General features: G+C 47.2%; 13 protein-coding genes. 11 read left to right on the top strand and 2 right to left on the bottom strand.

From position 1 onward, the window contains the following. Positions 1-31 precede the first annotated feature (31 nt). From metX to G3570_RS16460, 3 genes are all read left to right on the top strand, one after another. The gene (gene metX, locus G3570_RS02245; RefSeq protein ID WP_165138735.1) at positions 32-1072 is read left to right on the top strand and encodes a homoserine O-acetyltransferase MetX; all 1041 of its coding nucleotides are present in this window, start codon (positions 32-34) and stop codon (positions 1070-1072) included. A gap of 13 nt (positions 1073-1085) precedes the next feature. Continuing rightward, positions 1086-3491, top strand: coding sequence for an aspartate kinase (locus tag G3570_RS02240; RefSeq protein ID WP_165138733.1), 2406 nt, complete (start codon positions 1086-1088; stop codon positions 3489-3491). Between the two features lie 373 nt (positions 3492-3864). Then, positions 3865-3999, top strand: a complete 135-nt coding sequence (locus tag G3570_RS16460) for a hypothetical protein (protein WP_282958213.1) — start codon at positions 3865-3867, stop codon at positions 3997-3999. Between the two features lie 233 nt (positions 4000-4232). Here G3570_RS16460 and G3570_RS02235 read toward each other — a convergent pair whose 3' ends face one another. Further along, positions 4233-5264, bottom strand: a complete 1032-nt coding sequence (locus tag G3570_RS02235; RefSeq protein WP_165138731.1) for a serine hydrolase domain-containing protein — start codon at positions 5262-5264, stop codon at positions 4233-4235. Positions 5265-5767: 503 nt separating this feature from the next. After that, positions 5768-6637, bottom strand: a complete 870-nt coding sequence (locus G3570_RS02230) for a GIY-YIG nuclease family protein (RefSeq protein ID WP_165138729.1) — start codon at positions 6635-6637, stop codon at positions 5768-5770. 543 nt (positions 6638-7180) lie between these two features. Here G3570_RS02230 and mraZ point away from each other — a divergent pair. From mraZ to murD, 8 genes are all read left to right on the top strand, one after another. Further along, positions 7181-7648, top strand: coding sequence for a division/cell wall cluster transcriptional repressor MraZ (gene mraZ / locus G3570_RS02225; protein ID WP_165138727.1), 468 nt, complete (start codon positions 7181-7183; stop codon positions 7646-7648). Next, complete coding sequence (rsmH, locus tag G3570_RS02220; protein WP_165138725.1) at positions 7635-8576, top strand: 16S rRNA (cytosine(1402)-N(4))-methyltransferase RsmH; 942 nt, start codon at positions 7635-7637, stop codon at positions 8574-8576. Before mraZ ends, rsmH begins: the two co-directional genes overlap by 14 nt. Next, positions 8573-9016, top strand: coding sequence for a hypothetical protein (locus G3570_RS02215; RefSeq protein WP_165138723.1), 444 nt, complete (start codon positions 8573-8575; stop codon positions 9014-9016). The genes rsmH and G3570_RS02215 overlap by 4 nt, the downstream gene beginning before the upstream one ends. Beyond that, positions 9013-11166 carry a peptidoglycan D,D-transpeptidase FtsI family protein gene (locus G3570_RS02210; protein WP_249066593.1) on the top strand — a complete coding sequence of 718 codons (2154 nt, stop codon included), beginning with the start codon at positions 9013-9015 and terminating at the stop codon, positions 11164-11166. The genes G3570_RS02215 and G3570_RS02210 overlap by 4 nt, the downstream gene beginning before the upstream one ends. A gap of 115 nt (positions 11167-11281) precedes the next feature. Next, on the top strand, positions 11282-12769 hold the full coding sequence (locus tag G3570_RS02205; protein ID WP_165138721.1) for a UDP-N-acetylmuramoyl-L-alanyl-D-glutamate--2,6-diaminopimelate ligase: 1488 nt from the start codon (positions 11282-11284) through the stop codon (positions 12767-12769). Beyond that, complete coding sequence (mraY, locus tag G3570_RS02200) at positions 12769-13905, top strand: phospho-N-acetylmuramoyl-pentapeptide-transferase (protein WP_165138719.1); 1137 nt, start codon at positions 12769-12771, stop codon at positions 13903-13905. The genes G3570_RS02205 and mraY overlap by 1 nt, the downstream gene beginning before the upstream one ends. Further along, positions 13902-14723, top strand: coding sequence for a Mur ligase family protein (locus G3570_RS16330; RefSeq protein WP_249066592.1), 822 nt, complete (start codon positions 13902-13904; stop codon positions 14721-14723). Before mraY ends, G3570_RS16330 begins: the two co-directional genes overlap by 4 nt. After that, entirely contained in the window at positions 14651-15262 is a 612-nt protein-coding gene (gene murD / locus G3570_RS16325; RefSeq protein ID WP_249066590.1) for a UDP-N-acetylmuramoyl-L-alanine--D-glutamate ligase, read from the top strand. The genes G3570_RS16330 and murD overlap by 73 nt, the downstream gene beginning before the upstream one ends. Positions 15263-15382: the final 120 nt, after the last annotated feature.

Genomic DNA, 15382 nt, shown 5'->3' with positions numbered 1-15382 from the left:
TCGGGATGACAACTAATATTTGTAATAACTGATGTCAGAAGTTAAAACGAAAACATTTGATAACCCCTTGGTCACTGAGGTCGGTCATAAGATTGCGGACCCCACAGTGGCCTACCAAACCTGGGGCAAACTGAACCGTCACCGGAACAATGCCGTACTGGTATGCCATGCTTTAACCGGCAACACCAAGGCTGACGAATGGTTCAGCGGGCTTTTCGGAAAAGGGAAAACCCTGGACCCGGAGCGCCACTTTATTATATGTCCCAATGCATTGGGCAGCTGTTATGGGTCAACCGGACCAACCTCGATTAATCCGGAAACCGGTCAGGTATACCGGGCCGACTTCCCGAAAGTGAATGTGCGCGATATGGTTCGCCTGCACCAGCGGCTGCTCGACTCGCTGGGCGTACAGGGTGTTGAAACGGTGATCGGTGGTTCCCTGGGAGGCATGCAAGCCCTGGAATTTGCCATCATGGATCTACGGACCCGTTCCGCCATAGTGATCGGTATGGGCAAAGCCCATAGCCCATGGGCAGTGGGTATCAGTCATACCCAGCGACAAGCCATCTATAGTGATCCGAACTGGAAGGAGGGTTATTATGATGAGGAACATCCGCCTGAGAAGGGGCTCTCACTGGCGCGGATGATTGCTATGAACAGTTATCGCAGTCCCAAAGACTTCGAATCTAAATTCGGACGTCGACTGCAGGAGAAATCTGACATTTTCGAGGTGGAATCATACCTCAATTACCAAGGGAAGAAGCTGACCGGTAGGTTTGATGCCGTATCATATGTGCGTCTGACCCAATCCATGGATGCTCATGATGTGGCTCACAATCGCAGCACACATGAAGAAATTCTCGGGGGCGTACGTCCACCCGTACTGGTCATCGGCATTGATTCCGATATGCTGTATCCAACTCATGAACAGAAAGAACTGGCAGACCTGTTGCCATACGGGGAATATGCCGAAATCACCTCACCGTTCGGGCATGATGCGTTCCTCATTGAATTCGAACAGATCAACCGGCTAGTTCACACATTTAAAGAAGAAATTTCAATCCGTCTTTAATTCATAAACAAAGATGTCACAGACACATATACTAAAATTCGGGGGAACCTCACTGCAGGACGCCTCCTTTATTAATCGCGCCGTGCAGGTCGTTAAAGAGAAATCGAAAGAGGCACGTACGGTTATTGTGGTTTCAGCCATCTCTGGCGTAACCGAAAGGTTGTTGGCCCTCTCAAACATTTCCCCGTCCAAGGCAGATAAAGCAAATAAAATTCTCAAAGAACTCAGAAAAGGTCATACGAGTCTGCTCACCAGATTGGGAGGTTCAACGAAAGAGAACTTTGAACAATTAAATGCCCTGTTTGACGAACTTCGAGCAGTTTACTTTAATGAGGATCTTAGAACTGAAAAACACAAAGCATGGCGAGACCACATTCTCTCTATCGGAGAACGTGCTTCGGCTCACCTGTTTGCATCAGTACTATCGGCGAGACAGCTGCCATCCGTGCCGGTTGAGACCCAGCACTACGTGAAAACAGATAACACTTTCGGTGAAGCGAATATCATTCCGGGACTTACCCGTGAACTGCTGAACGAAGCTTTGCAGTCGCTCGATAAAATCGCAGTGATCACCGGTTTTATCGGTTCTACACAGCAGCATGAGATCACAACACTCGGTCGCTCCGGATCGGACTATACTGCAGCCTTGATTGCCGACGCATTGAATGCCGATCATATGGAGATATGGACTGATGTGGACGGCGTACTTACTGCCGACCCCAAAATAGTACCTGAGGCCAGAAATCTTGAATACCTCAGCTTCGAGGATATCGCAGAGTTGTCGGCCCATGGCGCAAAGGTCATTCATCCCAAAACCATCAATCCAGTACGGAAAAGTGATTTAACCATCCGTGTTCGCAATAGCTATAAACCCGAACAATCGGGTACCTTGATCAGGCGAGAGCATCAGACTAACGGCGAATTTCGCTCCATCACAGTGACGGGGCCATTTATCTATTTTGAAGTGCCGGATTCCCTGGCGAGTGAGATCTCCCGGTTATTGGATCAACCCGAACTTCCGGATTCAGGATCTGACGGTTTCAGCATCTCGCGCACCTCGCGTTTTGAGCCGGCCCAGTTTGTTATGAAAAATGAACTCTACGACACCCTGGAAAAACCGTTACAGGAGCTAGCGCGGAGAGAAGATATAGAACTGTCAGTATCCCGGGATCTTTTCCGTGTAAATACATTCACTAACAAACTCAAAGAGAGTGACCGGGCAGTAACACAGATCCTGCAGCTCCTGCACCGCAAGGGTCTTCGTCCGAGACGCATCCACCGGGAGAATAACCGACGCTATTTTTCCCTGCTATTTCCTGAAGAACAAGCACGAAGAGCCGCAAATCTGATAAACGAATACCTGATTTCCGACTCCAATAGGACGGATATTTTCCTAGCCGGGGTTGGAGCTGTTGGCGGCAAGCTGCTTGAACTGATTGATGAATTTGAATCAAAGGAAGTTTCCTTTAATGTAGTCGGGATCTGTAACAGCACCCATACCTTGTGGAATAACCGTGGACTTCATAAGAGAGACCTGGAAGAACAGCTTGCCAAAGGAAATGAAACCGACTGGCAGGAAATCATTCAAAAACTTACAGACGGTGACTGGCACCACACTATATTCGTTGACGCTACCGGCAGCGAGGAAGTTGCAAGACTCTACCCCGATTTTTTGGAAGCAGGTATCCATGTTGTAACACCTAGCAAACTGGCCAATACTTTTGAACAGTCTTATTATGACCGGTTGAGAGAAAAAGCTTCTGCTAAAGGAGTCTCATTCCGATATGAGACTAATGTCGGGGCGGGTCTTCCAATCATATCCACCATCAATGATCTCCTGGAGAGTGGAGATAAAATCCTGGAATTATCCGGTGTAGTTTCCGGAACCATGACCTACCTTTTTAATGAGCTGGAAAAGGGGGTATCCTTTTCTGAAGCTGTATCGGTTGCAAAACAAAAGGGTTACGCCGAACCCGATCCTCGTGATGATCTTTCCGGTGAGGATGTAGCACGTAAATTCCTGACACTGGCTCGTGAATTAGGTCTGCAGCTGGAAATGGAGGATCTGCAGGTTGAGTCACTGATACCTGAACCATTGAAAGAATTGGACAGGGAATCATTTCTGGAGAGACTTTCTGAATTTGACGAATACTGGAAAGAACATATGGATGAGGCTGCATCCAAAGACGAGACCTTACGCTATACCGGGAAGCTAAAGGATGGGAAAATCACAATTGGCGTTGAAAGCCTGCCTTTGAACTCACCCCTTGGTCAACTAAAGGGTACGGGTAACATGCTGAGGATTTTCAGTTCGCGATATGCGGAAACACCGATGATCATCCAGGGAGCCGGTGCCGGAAGAGAAGTCACCGCAGCCGGTGTATTGAATGACATTTTGAAAATTACTAAGGAACAGTAAAAGTACTATTACACAAAGAGACACAGAGAAGCGCGGAGATTCACAGAGTTAATTACCTGCTCTTGCTTTGTTTAAAATGTACGAAGAAAATTATTATACAGAGCCACTCTGAGCAACTCTGTACTTCTTTGTGAAACTCTGTGAAATAACCCTCCCCCTCTTATAGGAGTTCTTAATCTTGGTTAGATCGCTCTCATATACAAGCATCTTTCCCTGAAGGTCTTTTTATTTATACCAGAGCTTAACTGGTTAGACAACTGACAAGAGAAAACCAGCTATTTGATTTAATGATTAAGACCAAATTTATGGTCCAGGTTCCGGGCAGTGAAAGGTTCGGTACCTTTATTCGAAGAGCAATAAAACAGTTACCATTATGGAAAACACAGAGAACCTTGCAGTACTTAAAAACGAGTTGAAAGCCATTTGTGAGCAGCTTACAAAACAGATGGATCAGATTGACGCTACTGCAGCAACCAAAGATTCACAAGAAACGAAAGTGGCCTGCTAAATATCATCTACAGGCTATTGCTTTATACTATACCCGGTTAAGTAGAGTCAAGTTTAACGGCTAAAGATTTGACTCTACCAAATAGGTCGGCCTGAACAGCCGGCCTATTTTTTTATGGAACACGGAATACACGGTTTGAACAGATTTGCACAGATCTAGTAAGTGGTTATAATAATTTTGTCCGCGGTTACCTGCTACATCTGTGGCTTCCGTGTTCTATAAAAGCTTTACCATTATCGCGTTCCAGGGTACTTTTCCAGCACTCCCCCAATGATTTCATCTGCAAGCAAGTCAAAGACCGGTTCTTTATAGCTTCGATCCTGGGTGGCATTTGCCAGCGATGACATCATCACCACAACTCCCTGCAGTTCCGGTATGATAAAAATATACTGTCCGCCATATCCCCAGGCAAAATAGGTGTCGTATCCTGCAACCTTGCGGTTCCACCACATGTAGCCATAGTCATACGGATTATAATTGCTGCGTGTGTAGGTTTTGAACGAGTCAGCCAACCACTCTTTTGAGATAATACGATCGCCATTCCAGGTCCCGCCATTCAGCACCATCTGACCCAGCTTCAACATAGCCTCCGGGGTCAAAGCCAGATTGTTGCCTCCCATGTAATATCCCTGCGGATCCCTATCCCAGCCACCCGCCTGTATATTAAGTGGACCGAATAGATATTTTTCGGCAAATGCCCTGGTTGACATGCCGCTTGCTTTGGTGATGATTACCGATAACAAGTGGGAAGTGCCGGTACTGTACCTCATATCACCACCGGGACGGTCGTCCATTGGCTGGTTCAGGGCAAAAGATACCCAGTCATCACTGTTGACCCAGGCGCCGTAGTTGTAAAAGCTGGTGGTTTCTAATCCGGTCTGCATGGTGAGCAGGTTTTTGATTGTGATCCTGTGTTTTGCTGAATCACTGATGCTCTCAAAATATTCCGGCAAGTATTTGCTGACACGATCTTCCACGCTTCCAATATATCCTTTGTCAACCGCTATACCGGTCAGCAACGATATAATACTCTTGGAGGCTGACTTGGTATTCATCGCCCTATTGGAGGTACCACTACGAAAATATCTCTCAGTGATCAGTTTGCCATCCTGCTGAATAAGCAGACTGCGAAGCGAGGTAATATCCCGGGCTTCAGCCACGGCGTTTTCAATACCTGCCGAATCAACCTCAGGAATCAGAGAAGAGTCGGCTTCCTCAATACCTGCACTCTGGGCCTGCAACCCCTGCAATGGGGAACATACCATTATTGTGAAGAAGGCTAAAAAAACAATAAATAATTTGGATGATAAGTACTGCCGGTCATTCATAGAACACTGCATTTTGGTAAACTGATCAGTGAAAGTAACGAATTTTCCCCGGAAGAAATTCTTCCGTCTTGTAAAAGCTTTTCACTTTTCATTTTTGCAATTAAGAATAGCAAAAAAACCATCTTTAGATCTTCCTAATCAAGGTTAGATAGCTCTTAAAGAACAGCATCTTTATTCAGGTTATATGATATTGGTACAAGCTTAAAACAAGCGACTTCAAGAGGTTCGATACCACTTTAATCATCTACAGGCTATTGACCTCATTTGCGCTTTGCTAACATCATCAAAGATAATATAGGTTTCGGGGGAGCGATACGTTGGCGTAAAGGCCGGTGGTAACACATCGGCCTTTTTTATTTAATCTGAAATAGCGCATACATACATTAAGCCATGTATTGGTAACGGGTTTACACAGTTATAATCACCTGCAATAGTTCAAACTAATCATCCCTGGCAAAGGCCCATTGCACCAGGTAGTCATCCAGCTTCTCCTGGGGTATCAAAGCCGAATCGAGATTTAGTATTTCGTTGATCTCAAAATTCCTGCGGCAACAGCAGTCAAAGAAAAATTTTAGCGCTTCCATATCTTTTAAAATGACTTTGCCGATAAAAGACTCCAGCAGTTTCTGCTCCCGGGCGTGTTCCATGATTTTAAACAATAGTGCGGAGTCATCGCCCCCCAGAAAAAGCCTGACGCTATCCATCCAATCCGAGCCGGTGAGCTTATCGATGGAAAGTTCGTAATGGAGCGGGGTGAGTTTTTTTAGTAGCTGGGAAGGAAGTTCAAAGGGTTTTGTAATGTTGTGCTCTATTATATATAGCTGGCGCAATAATCCACCGAGGCCTCGTCGTACGGTCACGTGTCCTTTAAACGCACCGAAGGTATACTCTTTCTCATCCTCCCGCACATGCATACGCAAATCGGTGATAATCTTAGAAGTTTTTTCTCTGAAGACCAGATAGTAATAAGCTTCGTGCTGCTTTTTGGCGTGGTTGAACTCGGGCTTATGATCTCGGATGAGTTCATTCTCCCGAAGCAAGGCCTCCTCTTCCGATGGGTGTTCCTCCAGCTCTAAGGCGTGAATCATACGCACAAGACGGATGACCTTCCGGGACTCTCTGCCCGGCCGGGCACGCCGATAGGTCAGCAGTCGGCTGCGTAGGTTCTTGGCCTTACCTACATAGAGCAGTCTTCCGGCCGAACCGTACATCTTATAGATGCCGGGTACCTTGGGCAGCTCATCAAAGAAGGCCTCACCCAGCCGTTCTGTGAGTGGGTTCTCACTTTCAAATAAGGGTTTGTACTCCATCCGGGGAATAATCGAACCTGGGGTTTGAATCCAAGATAATACAAACAGTGACAGAACTTGTCACCCATTAATGAAAGGTGGCTTGTATTAGATCTTTTCCAAGCGCCTTGTTTTAACATAGAACCCTCCAAGGGTTGAATAACCCTTGGAGGGTTCCTTGACGCTACCAGGATGGTGACTGTGAAATCAATCTACGGGGCAGACCTCCAAGGTTGGCTACCCTGGAAGTCTGTTATCTACAATTACTTCCCGTCCAAGAAACTCCCCCACACTCTACCACGATCTTCCCACATCCGGTAAAAACATTCTAATGATACCGTTTAAAGACCCAAAAAACGTACTCTATCTTATTTAAAAGCTATTCCAAACCCTGTGATCCCCCTACTCCTTTCTCCTTTTCTACCTTTTAAAGCATCTTTTTCAAAGAAAGCCTTGACATATTCCACCCCTTTGGGGTACATTGTGGGGAGAAGTGGGAGAATGTGGGAATTCTTGATCCGCTCAAGTTATCGATAACTATTTTCGAATTCTGGGGAATTCTTTATGCCTAGTTTCAAAGGCCAATACGAACACAGCGTAGACAACAAAGGACGCGTTAGCTTCCCGGCTAAACTGCGTAAAGCACTTTCTCCCCAGGCCAACGAAAACTTTACCATCTTAAGAGGACTTGAGCCCTGCCTGTATGTATATCCCCAGGACGAATGGCAAAAGGTAGAGGATCAGCTTTCCCAAATCAATAGTTTTACCAAAGAGGGCCGCACCGTTAAGCGAAATTTTCTGCGTTTTGCAGAAGACCTCTCCCTGGATAACCAGAACCGTATTGCTCTCCCTTCGCAACTAATGGAATGGGCCGACATAGATGGCAAAGCCATTTTTATCGGCAGCGGCGAACGCATTGAAGTGTGGTCGCCGGATAAGCTCGATGAAGTCGATTCCGGACTTAGCTTTGAATCGTATCAAGAACTTTTTGAGCGCGTGATGGGTGACCATGATACCAATGACCAAACATGAAACAGAATACAAACACGTACCGGTACTGCTGAATGAGTCCGTAGAGCAGCTTGTCACGGATCCGGGCGGTATCTATGTGGATTGCACGCTTGGCGGTGGAGGCCATGCCTTGGAAATTCTGTCTCATTTAAACAATAATGGTCAGCTGATAGGTATTGATCAGGATGATGAAGCGCTGGAAGCCGCACGCACACGTATAGGAAATGACTCACGTTTTAGTTCCATAAAAGGCAATTTCGGGTACCTCTCCAGGCTATTACCCCCAGAGATACACGGGGAGGTATCCGGAATCCTTCTTGACCTCGGCGTCTCCACCCACCAAATTTCCCAGGGAGAACGAGGTTTCAGTTTTCAGGAAGACGGTCCGCTGGACATGCGCATGAGTAATCTCAGAGGCGTGAGCGCACACCAGGTCGTTAACGAATATTCCTACGAAGATCTTCGCGACATCATCTTTCATTATGGCGAAGAACGACTAAGCCGGCAGATCGCAAGTAAAATTATTGAGGAACGACCTGTAGAGACCACCGGTGAACTGCGCGATATTATTGAATCGGTTGTACACGGTCCCCACCAGATAAAAAGCGTAGCTCGCGTGTTTCAGGGAATCCGGATCGAAGTTAACAGAGAACTGGACATGCTTCGGGAAGTACTGGAGCAGTCACTGGAAGTGTTGAAGATCGGCGGACGTATCGTCGCCATCTCCTACCACTCCCTGGAAGACCGTATTGTGAAACGGTTTTTTAAAGCGGGTAATCACCAGGGAAAAATTGAAAAAGATTTTTACGGTCACGAACTGACCCCTATCAAATCACTGAGTAATGGCATTATCAGACCGACTGACGAAGAGGTTGAAAGAAATCCCGCTGCAAGAAGCGCGAAGATGCGGGTAGCCGAAAAAATCGATCAGCCGGAGGTGCAAACATGATTGTTAAATCTCCGCTGAAAGAGAGAAAAACCAAACCTAACGTACGCAAGAGCAAACCAAAACGTACGAACGGTACTTCAAAGTCTAATAAGTATGTCAAGGTTAACGGCAATGGCACTGCAAGCCATGGGCGTCGTATTAAAGAGAAAAAGAAAAGCAGAATCTCCCTGCCTAAAGTAAAGCCCTGGAAGGTTGTTTTAGGTGCCTTCATTATCGGCGGACTTGGCGTACTCTATCTGAACCATGTTTTTGCCACCCAGGCCCTGCTGCAGGATGTACAACAACTTGAGCGAGAGTATAATCAGGCCAAGAGAATGCACGATGATTACCGGCTCACCTATGACCGTATGATCGGACCGGCTGAAATTTACGATAAAGCCAAATTACGAGGCTTTATTAATGGAGGCCCGGCCGAAAAAATCATCGAGGTGGAAGAATGATGGACGAACGCTCCGCCATATTGAGCCGCATGTTCATAGTCTTCGGACTGGTATTACTGATTCCCTGTGCTATTGTACTTCAGCTTCTACGTATAAATTTTCTTGAGGGTGAAGATCTTCGAAAACTGTGGAGCGAGCAGGCTATTGACAACATTTCCATACCGGCACAGCGAGGAAATATCTATGACGAAGACGGCAGCCTACTGGTCACCAATTCTGTTGCCTACAAAGTGGCAATTGATCCCCGGCTGAGCGGCCTCACCCGTGACCAGGTGCGAGAATTAGCCTCCACACTTTCCAAACATACGTTGCGGCCCGCCTCTTACTTCCTGAGAAAAGTAGACCGCGCACCTAATCGATCGCGATATGTGGTGCTGGCCGATAATGTGGATACGGAAGCCTACGAAGCTATCCGGGCCCTAAATAACCGTGCGGTAATCCTGGAGGAGGAGTATCAGCGGAGGTACAGTTTCGGATCCCTTGCATCCCACACCCTTGGTTTTGTCAATCACGAGCTGGAAGGTATGATCGGTCTGGAAAAAGAGTATAACGATGAACTTAAAGGCAAAGACGGTGTACAACAGGTGCGACGTGAGCGTAACGGGAGCATCTTTGCCTATGTAGGAGCACCGCGTAAACAGCCTAAACAGGGAAATTCCCTTTACACTACGATTGATTCACACATCCAGGCTATCCTGGAAGAAGAACTTAAAGCCGGGATCGAGCGTACCAAATCCACCTACGGTTCCGCTATTGTCATGGATCCCCGAACGGGAGCCATCAAAGCAATGGCGAATTATCCCACATTCAATCCCAATTCGCCTGCCTCCTCAAAACAAGAGAACCGCAGGAATTTTGCGATTTCGGATATGATCGAACCCGGCTCCACTTTTAAACTTGTTGCTGCAATAGCAGCCGTTGAACAAAACAAGGTCAGTTTTGATGAAACATTCGAAACTCCCGAAGACGGGACCATGCAGATTCACGGGCAGTGGATGCGCGACCATGATCCCCTGGGTACCCTGACCTTTCCCGAGGTAATCAGCAAATCCTCCAACGTCGCTACGGCTGAAGTTGCCATGCGGCTAAGCAAAGACTCCTTTTACCAATATGCCAGAAATCTGGGTTTCGGCACTCCAACCGGTATAGACATGCCCAATGAGGAAACCGGTCGCCTGCAAAAACCGTATGAATGGAGCCAGGTTACCCTGCCCTGGATGGCAATCGGCTACGAAGTACAAGTTACCCCAATTCAACTGGCACAGGCTTATGCGGCTTTCGCCAATGAGGGACGGATGATGCGTCCGTACCTGGTAGAAAAAATTACCGATGCACAGGACAATGCGGTATGGCAGCATGATCCCGTTGAGGTACGCCAGATTGCAAAAAAATCAACCATCGAGAAATTATACCCCGTATTTAAAGACGTGGTGTCTGATTCAGGAACCGCCGAATACGCACAGGTAAAAGGTCTTTCTATAGCCGGGAAAACCGGGACCGCTCAGAAATTTATTGAAGGACGCTACCGGACGGAGTATCGATCTTCGTTTGTAGGTTTCTTTCCCGCCGAGAATCCCAAGTACGTCTGTCTTGTAGTGATGGATGAACCCCAAACCTATCCGCCGTATGGCGGGTATATTGCCGGACCCATTTTCAGGGAGACGGCCAAGCGTATCGCGGGACTGGATAATGAAATTGAAAAGCAGATTATCAACAGTGACCTGACCGAAGAATTCTGGGCCAAAACCCCGGAGGTCAGGAATATGAACCTGAAAGAGGCAGAATCCGTGCTCGAGCATCAGCTTCTTGCATTTAATACCCAAGGCAGCGGTGATTGGGTAGTTGATCAGGACCCTCAACCGGGTACCGAGATGCAGCGCGGAGACGAAATTACTATTACTCTGGCAGCCTCAAAAGTGGCTACCGATACCAAGGAAGTGCCGGAAAGTTACGCTGTAATCCCGAATGTGGGAGGTATGAGCATGCGTAAAGCATCTCTCCTCATCAACAGCCAGGGATTTGTGGCAAAAATGATCGGTTCCGGTACCGTCTACACTCAGTTTCCGCGGCCCGGAGATATGATGAAGAAGGGAAGGACCGTGACGGTTCGCGGTAAGGCAAAATCCTTGGAAACCATTGCAGGCGAATAGCCTGGTACAAATAGCTCGTTTATTAAAGCATTGAATTACTGAATCAACAAGTGCCGGCTGCCATTTGGCCCGGTTCACTGGATAACTACAAAGTAAAATAGAAATAGATTAAACATTGACCTTTAACGAACTCATAAAACTTTGCAAGCCCTTGGATGTTTCCGGTCCGGAACCGGAAAAGCTGGGCCCGCTTACGCAGGATTCGCGTGAGGTCGGGGAAGATTCCGTCTTCATTGCCGTGAAAGGATTTGAGGTCGACGGTCATATGTTTATCGAAAATGCCATCTCCAAAGGCGCCTCTGTTGTCATCTGTGAGGATTCCTACTATTCTGATGAGGATGTTTGCATCATTGAGGTTGCGGATACCCGTTCTCTGGTAGGTCCGCTGGCTCAGGCTTTTGAAGGTTATCCTGCCCGTGAACTGAAAATTATCGGTATCACAGGTACCAACGGCAAAACAACCGTTGCGACCCTGACCTGGCAGCTGCTTATGGAGATGGGCGGAGCGCGACCCTCCTTACTAGGAACTGTTGCAAAGCGCATTGACGACAAGGTACTCGACAGTCTTTTGACAACGGCCGACCCCATAGAGTTGGCTCGTGATATGCGAAGTATGGTGGATGCCAATTCCACTCACCTGGTCATGGAGGTTTCCTCGCACGCTATCGATCAGAAAAGAACCGCCGGTTTTGATTTTTCGGTGGGCGCTTTTACCAATTTAAGCCACGATCACCTCGATTATCACGAAAGCTGGCAGGAATACGCCAAAACCAAGAAGAAACTATTTGACGGGTTGAATGAAGATGCATGGGCTGTGATCAACCAGGATGATGAACAAGGCAAGTTCATGGCGCTCGACTGTCCTGCACAAATAATTGATTTCAGTTTTAAGAAACCTATTACGTACGATTGTAAAGTTATTTCCAATTCCTCTGAGGGATTGAAGCTTGAAATTGAAGGCGTGGAATTTGAGTCCCCTCTTGTGGGCACCTTTAATGCCTATAACGTGGCGGAAGCCATTTTTATCTGCAAAGCCCTGGGATATGAGTTTACCACTATTGCCCGGGCACTCGCTAATGCAAAAGGTGCAGCCGGACGTCTGGAACGCGTGGAAAGTGAGCACCCTGAGAAACAGCCGACCGTGCTGGTTGATTACGCCCATACCCCGGACGCCCTGGAAAACGTATTAAGTACGCTATCCGATCTGAAGACGGAAAAACAGAAGCTCCACGTCATTTTTGGCTGTGGCGGAGATCGCGACAAGACCAAGCGCCCGAAGATGGCTGAAGTTGCCGAGAAGTTTGCCGACATCATTACCGTCACCTCCGACAATCCCAGGAGTGAAGATCCTGAGGAAATCATCGACCAGATTGTGCTCGGTTTTAATGCAGATACGGAAGTGAGCCGTATTAGTGTCCGAAAAGAGGCTATTGAGCATGCTATTGCACAGGCCGATGAACACACTATGATTCTCATAGCAGGCAAAGGACATGAAACCTATCAGGAAATCAAGGGTAAGCGACACGACTTTGACGACCGTAAAGTAGCCTTGGAGGCACTCAAAAAGCGTAACCACAACTCAAAAACCGGAGAGGTGGCCTGATGCTTTTTGAACTCATAGACTGGCTTGAAAAAACCTATGCCCCACCGGGCTTCAGCGCTTTCGCCTTCATCACTACGCGAAGTGCGGTTGCCGCAGCCATGGCCCTGTTTATCAGCCTGCTGATCGGGGGTCGTATTATACGATGGCTCGAGAAGATGCAGCTTCGTGAGGTGATTCGTGATGATATCGGTCTCGACAGCCATCTAGGCAAAGCCCATACCCCGACCATGGGTGGCATGATCATATTGCTGGCTGTACTTATCCCCACTCTGCTCTGGATGCCTATGGATAGCATCTACACCTGGATGATTGTACTGGTGACGCTGATTCTGGGTATCGTCGGATTTATCGACGATTACATTAAAGTAGTGAAGAAAGATAAGTCGGGACTCAGCGGACGCTTCAAGCTGGCCGGACAAATAACAGTCGGCATCGCATTGGGTAGTGTACTGTATTTCTGGCCGGAATTTCAGGATTTCAACACTCTTTCCACCGTACCCTTTTTGAAGAATGTAAATATTGATTACGCCGTATTCGGTGAATCCCTGGGATGGATCATCTATATCCCGGTAGTGGTATTCATCATCACGGCTACCAGCAATGCGACGAACCTTACAGACGGCTTGGACGGCCTGGCTGCTGGCACTTCTGCCATAGCCGGGCTGATCCTGGGCATCTTTGCTTATGTATCGGGCAGAACCGACTTCTCAAGTTTTCTCGACATACTCTACCTGCCGGGAGCCGGGGAACTGACCATCTTTTGCGCTTCCATGGTTGGAGCCTGCATGGGTTTTCTTTGGTATAACACCCATCCCGCAGAAGTGTTTATGGGAGATACCGGCTCGCTTGCTATCGGAGGCGGTTTCGGTGCTCTTGCCCTGATGATTCACAAAGAACTCTTGCTGCCAATTATCTGTGGAATATTCTTTTTGGAAACACTTTCGGTCATCATCCAGACCAGCTGGTTTAAGTATACAAGAAAGAAATATGGAGAAGGAAGGCGTGTCTTTCTGATGACTCCCATCCATCACCATTTTGAGAAAAAAGGATGGTCGGAGTCAAAGATTGTTGTGCGTTTCTGGATTATTGCGGTATTGCTCGGAATTATCAGTCTATTAACCCTGAAGTTGCGATGAGAGAAGTTGAAAACAGACATATCGTCGTAGTTGGAGCTGCTCGCAGCGGTGTTGCGGTTGCGTCTTTGCTGCATCGTAAAGGGGCCCGGGTATTTGTTACCGATAACAAGGAATTATCGCAAAACTTCAAGAATCGTCTGACCTCAGAAGGTATTGAATTTGAAGAGTCAGGTCATTCGGCCAAGGCAAGAGAAGGAGAATTTCTGGTGATCAGCCCCGGAGTACCAACACGGGCACCCCTTGTGCAAGAGTATCTAGAAGACGGAAAAGGCGTCTTCTCCGAAATGGAAGTAGCAAGCTGGTTTAACCGGAGCCCTATGGTGGCCGTAACCGGCAGCAACGGTAAAACTACAGTGGCAAGCTGGATGGCTCATACATGGAAAACAGCCGGCAGACCGCATATTCTGGCAGGAAACATCGGATATGCGTTCTCAGACCAAGTGGAAGAGTCCACAAAAGAGAAGGAAGCTATTTTAGAAGTAAGCAGCTTCCAGCTCGATCATATTGATTATTTCCACCCACATATAAGCCTGTTGCTCAATATTAAGCCTGATCACCTGGACCGTTACGAAAACAGCTTGGAGAAATACGCAGCTGCCAAATTTCGAATCACGGAAAATCAGGATGAGAATGACTGGTTCATCTACAACTATGACGATCCGATGATCAACAGTCATGTAGAAACTCTTAAAAAAAAAGTCGATGCCCGCGACTGCTGGGATTTTCAACCGGCAGCGAATTACAGATGGGCGCTTTCGTTCGCAACAGCAACATCATCATACGAATCAACAACAAAGAAGAAGTGCTTATGCCAATAAATGAAATAGGTTTGAGCGGAAATCACAATCTGAATAACGGACTGGCTACCGCCCTTGCTGCCCGTGCTGCAGAGATCAAAAATGATGTGATCCGCGAGAGTTTACGCACTTTTGAAGGTGTAGAACATCGCTTGGAACATGTTCGCACGGTTGATGGTGTCAAGTATATCAACGACAGCAAGGCTACCAATATCAATGCCGTCTGGTACGCCCTTGACAGCTTCAATACCCCGATGGCCCTGATACTGGGCGGCAGGGATAAAGGCAATGACTACAGCGAACTGGTTGATCAGATTCGTGAGAAGGTGCATACCATTATCGCTATCGGCGAAGCACGTCCGATGATTGAAGAACAGCTAAAAAATGTAGTACCCCATTTTGAAACAGCCGAATCCATGAAAGAAGCGGTTCGATTTGGGAAAAAATATACCAAGCGCGGTGAGATCGTGCTGTTAAGTCCGGCTTGTGCCTCATTCGATATGTTCGAGAATTATGAGGAACGCGGAAATGAATTTAAAAGAATAGTCAACGGACTCTAAAGACTAAATACCTAATAACGAACATCAAATGACAAACAAATTCGAAATCCGAAATTCAAATGATCGAAACATAGCCGGTTTCGTATTTCGGACATTCGGATTTCGAATTTGCTTGAACAT

This window comes from Halalkalibaculum roseum (genome assembly GCF_011059145.1).
Classification (GTDB): Bacteria; Bacteroidota; Rhodothermia; order Balneolales; family Balneolaceae; genus Halalkalibaculum; species Halalkalibaculum roseum.
Note: the sequence above shows the minus strand (reverse complement) of the source record. Positions and strands in the feature narration are given on the sequence as shown.

Coding starts and splice junctions, on each gene's coding strand:
- G3570_RS02210 (WP_249066593.1), top strand. CDS start 9,013: ATGATGGACGAACGCTCCGCCATATTGAGCCGCATGTTCATAGTCTTC.
- G3570_RS02230 (WP_165138729.1), bottom strand. CDS start 6,637: ATGGAGTACAAACCCTTATTTGAAAGTGAGAACCCACTCACAGAACGG.
- murD (WP_249066590.1), top strand. CDS start 14,651: ATGGGCGCTTTCGTTCGCAACAGCAACATCATCATACGAATCAACAAC.
- mraZ (WP_165138727.1), top strand. CDS start 7,181: ATGCCTAGTTTCAAAGGCCAATACGAACACAGCGTAGACAACAAAGGA.
- metX (WP_165138735.1), top strand. CDS start 32: ATGTCAGAAGTTAAAACGAAAACATTTGATAACCCCTTGGTCACTGAG.
- G3570_RS02235 (WP_165138731.1), bottom strand. CDS start 5,264: ATGGTATGTTCCCCATTGCAGGGGTTGCAGGCCCAGAGTGCAGGTATT.
- G3570_RS16460 (WP_282958213.1), top strand. CDS start 3,865: ATGGAAAACACAGAGAACCTTGCAGTACTTAAAAACGAGTTGAAAGCC.
- G3570_RS02215 (WP_165138723.1), top strand. CDS start 8,573: ATGATTGTTAAATCTCCGCTGAAAGAGAGAAAAACCAAACCTAACGTA.
- G3570_RS02240 (WP_165138733.1), top strand. CDS start 1,086: ATGTCACAGACACATATACTAAAATTCGGGGGAACCTCACTGCAGGAC.
- G3570_RS16330 (WP_249066592.1), top strand. CDS start 13,902: ATGAGAGAAGTTGAAAACAGACATATCGTCGTAGTTGGAGCTGCTCGC.
- mraY (WP_165138719.1), top strand. CDS start 12,769: ATGCTTTTTGAACTCATAGACTGGCTTGAAAAAACCTATGCCCCACCG.
- rsmH (WP_165138725.1), top strand. CDS start 7,635: ATGACCAAACATGAAACAGAATACAAACACGTACCGGTACTGCTGAAT.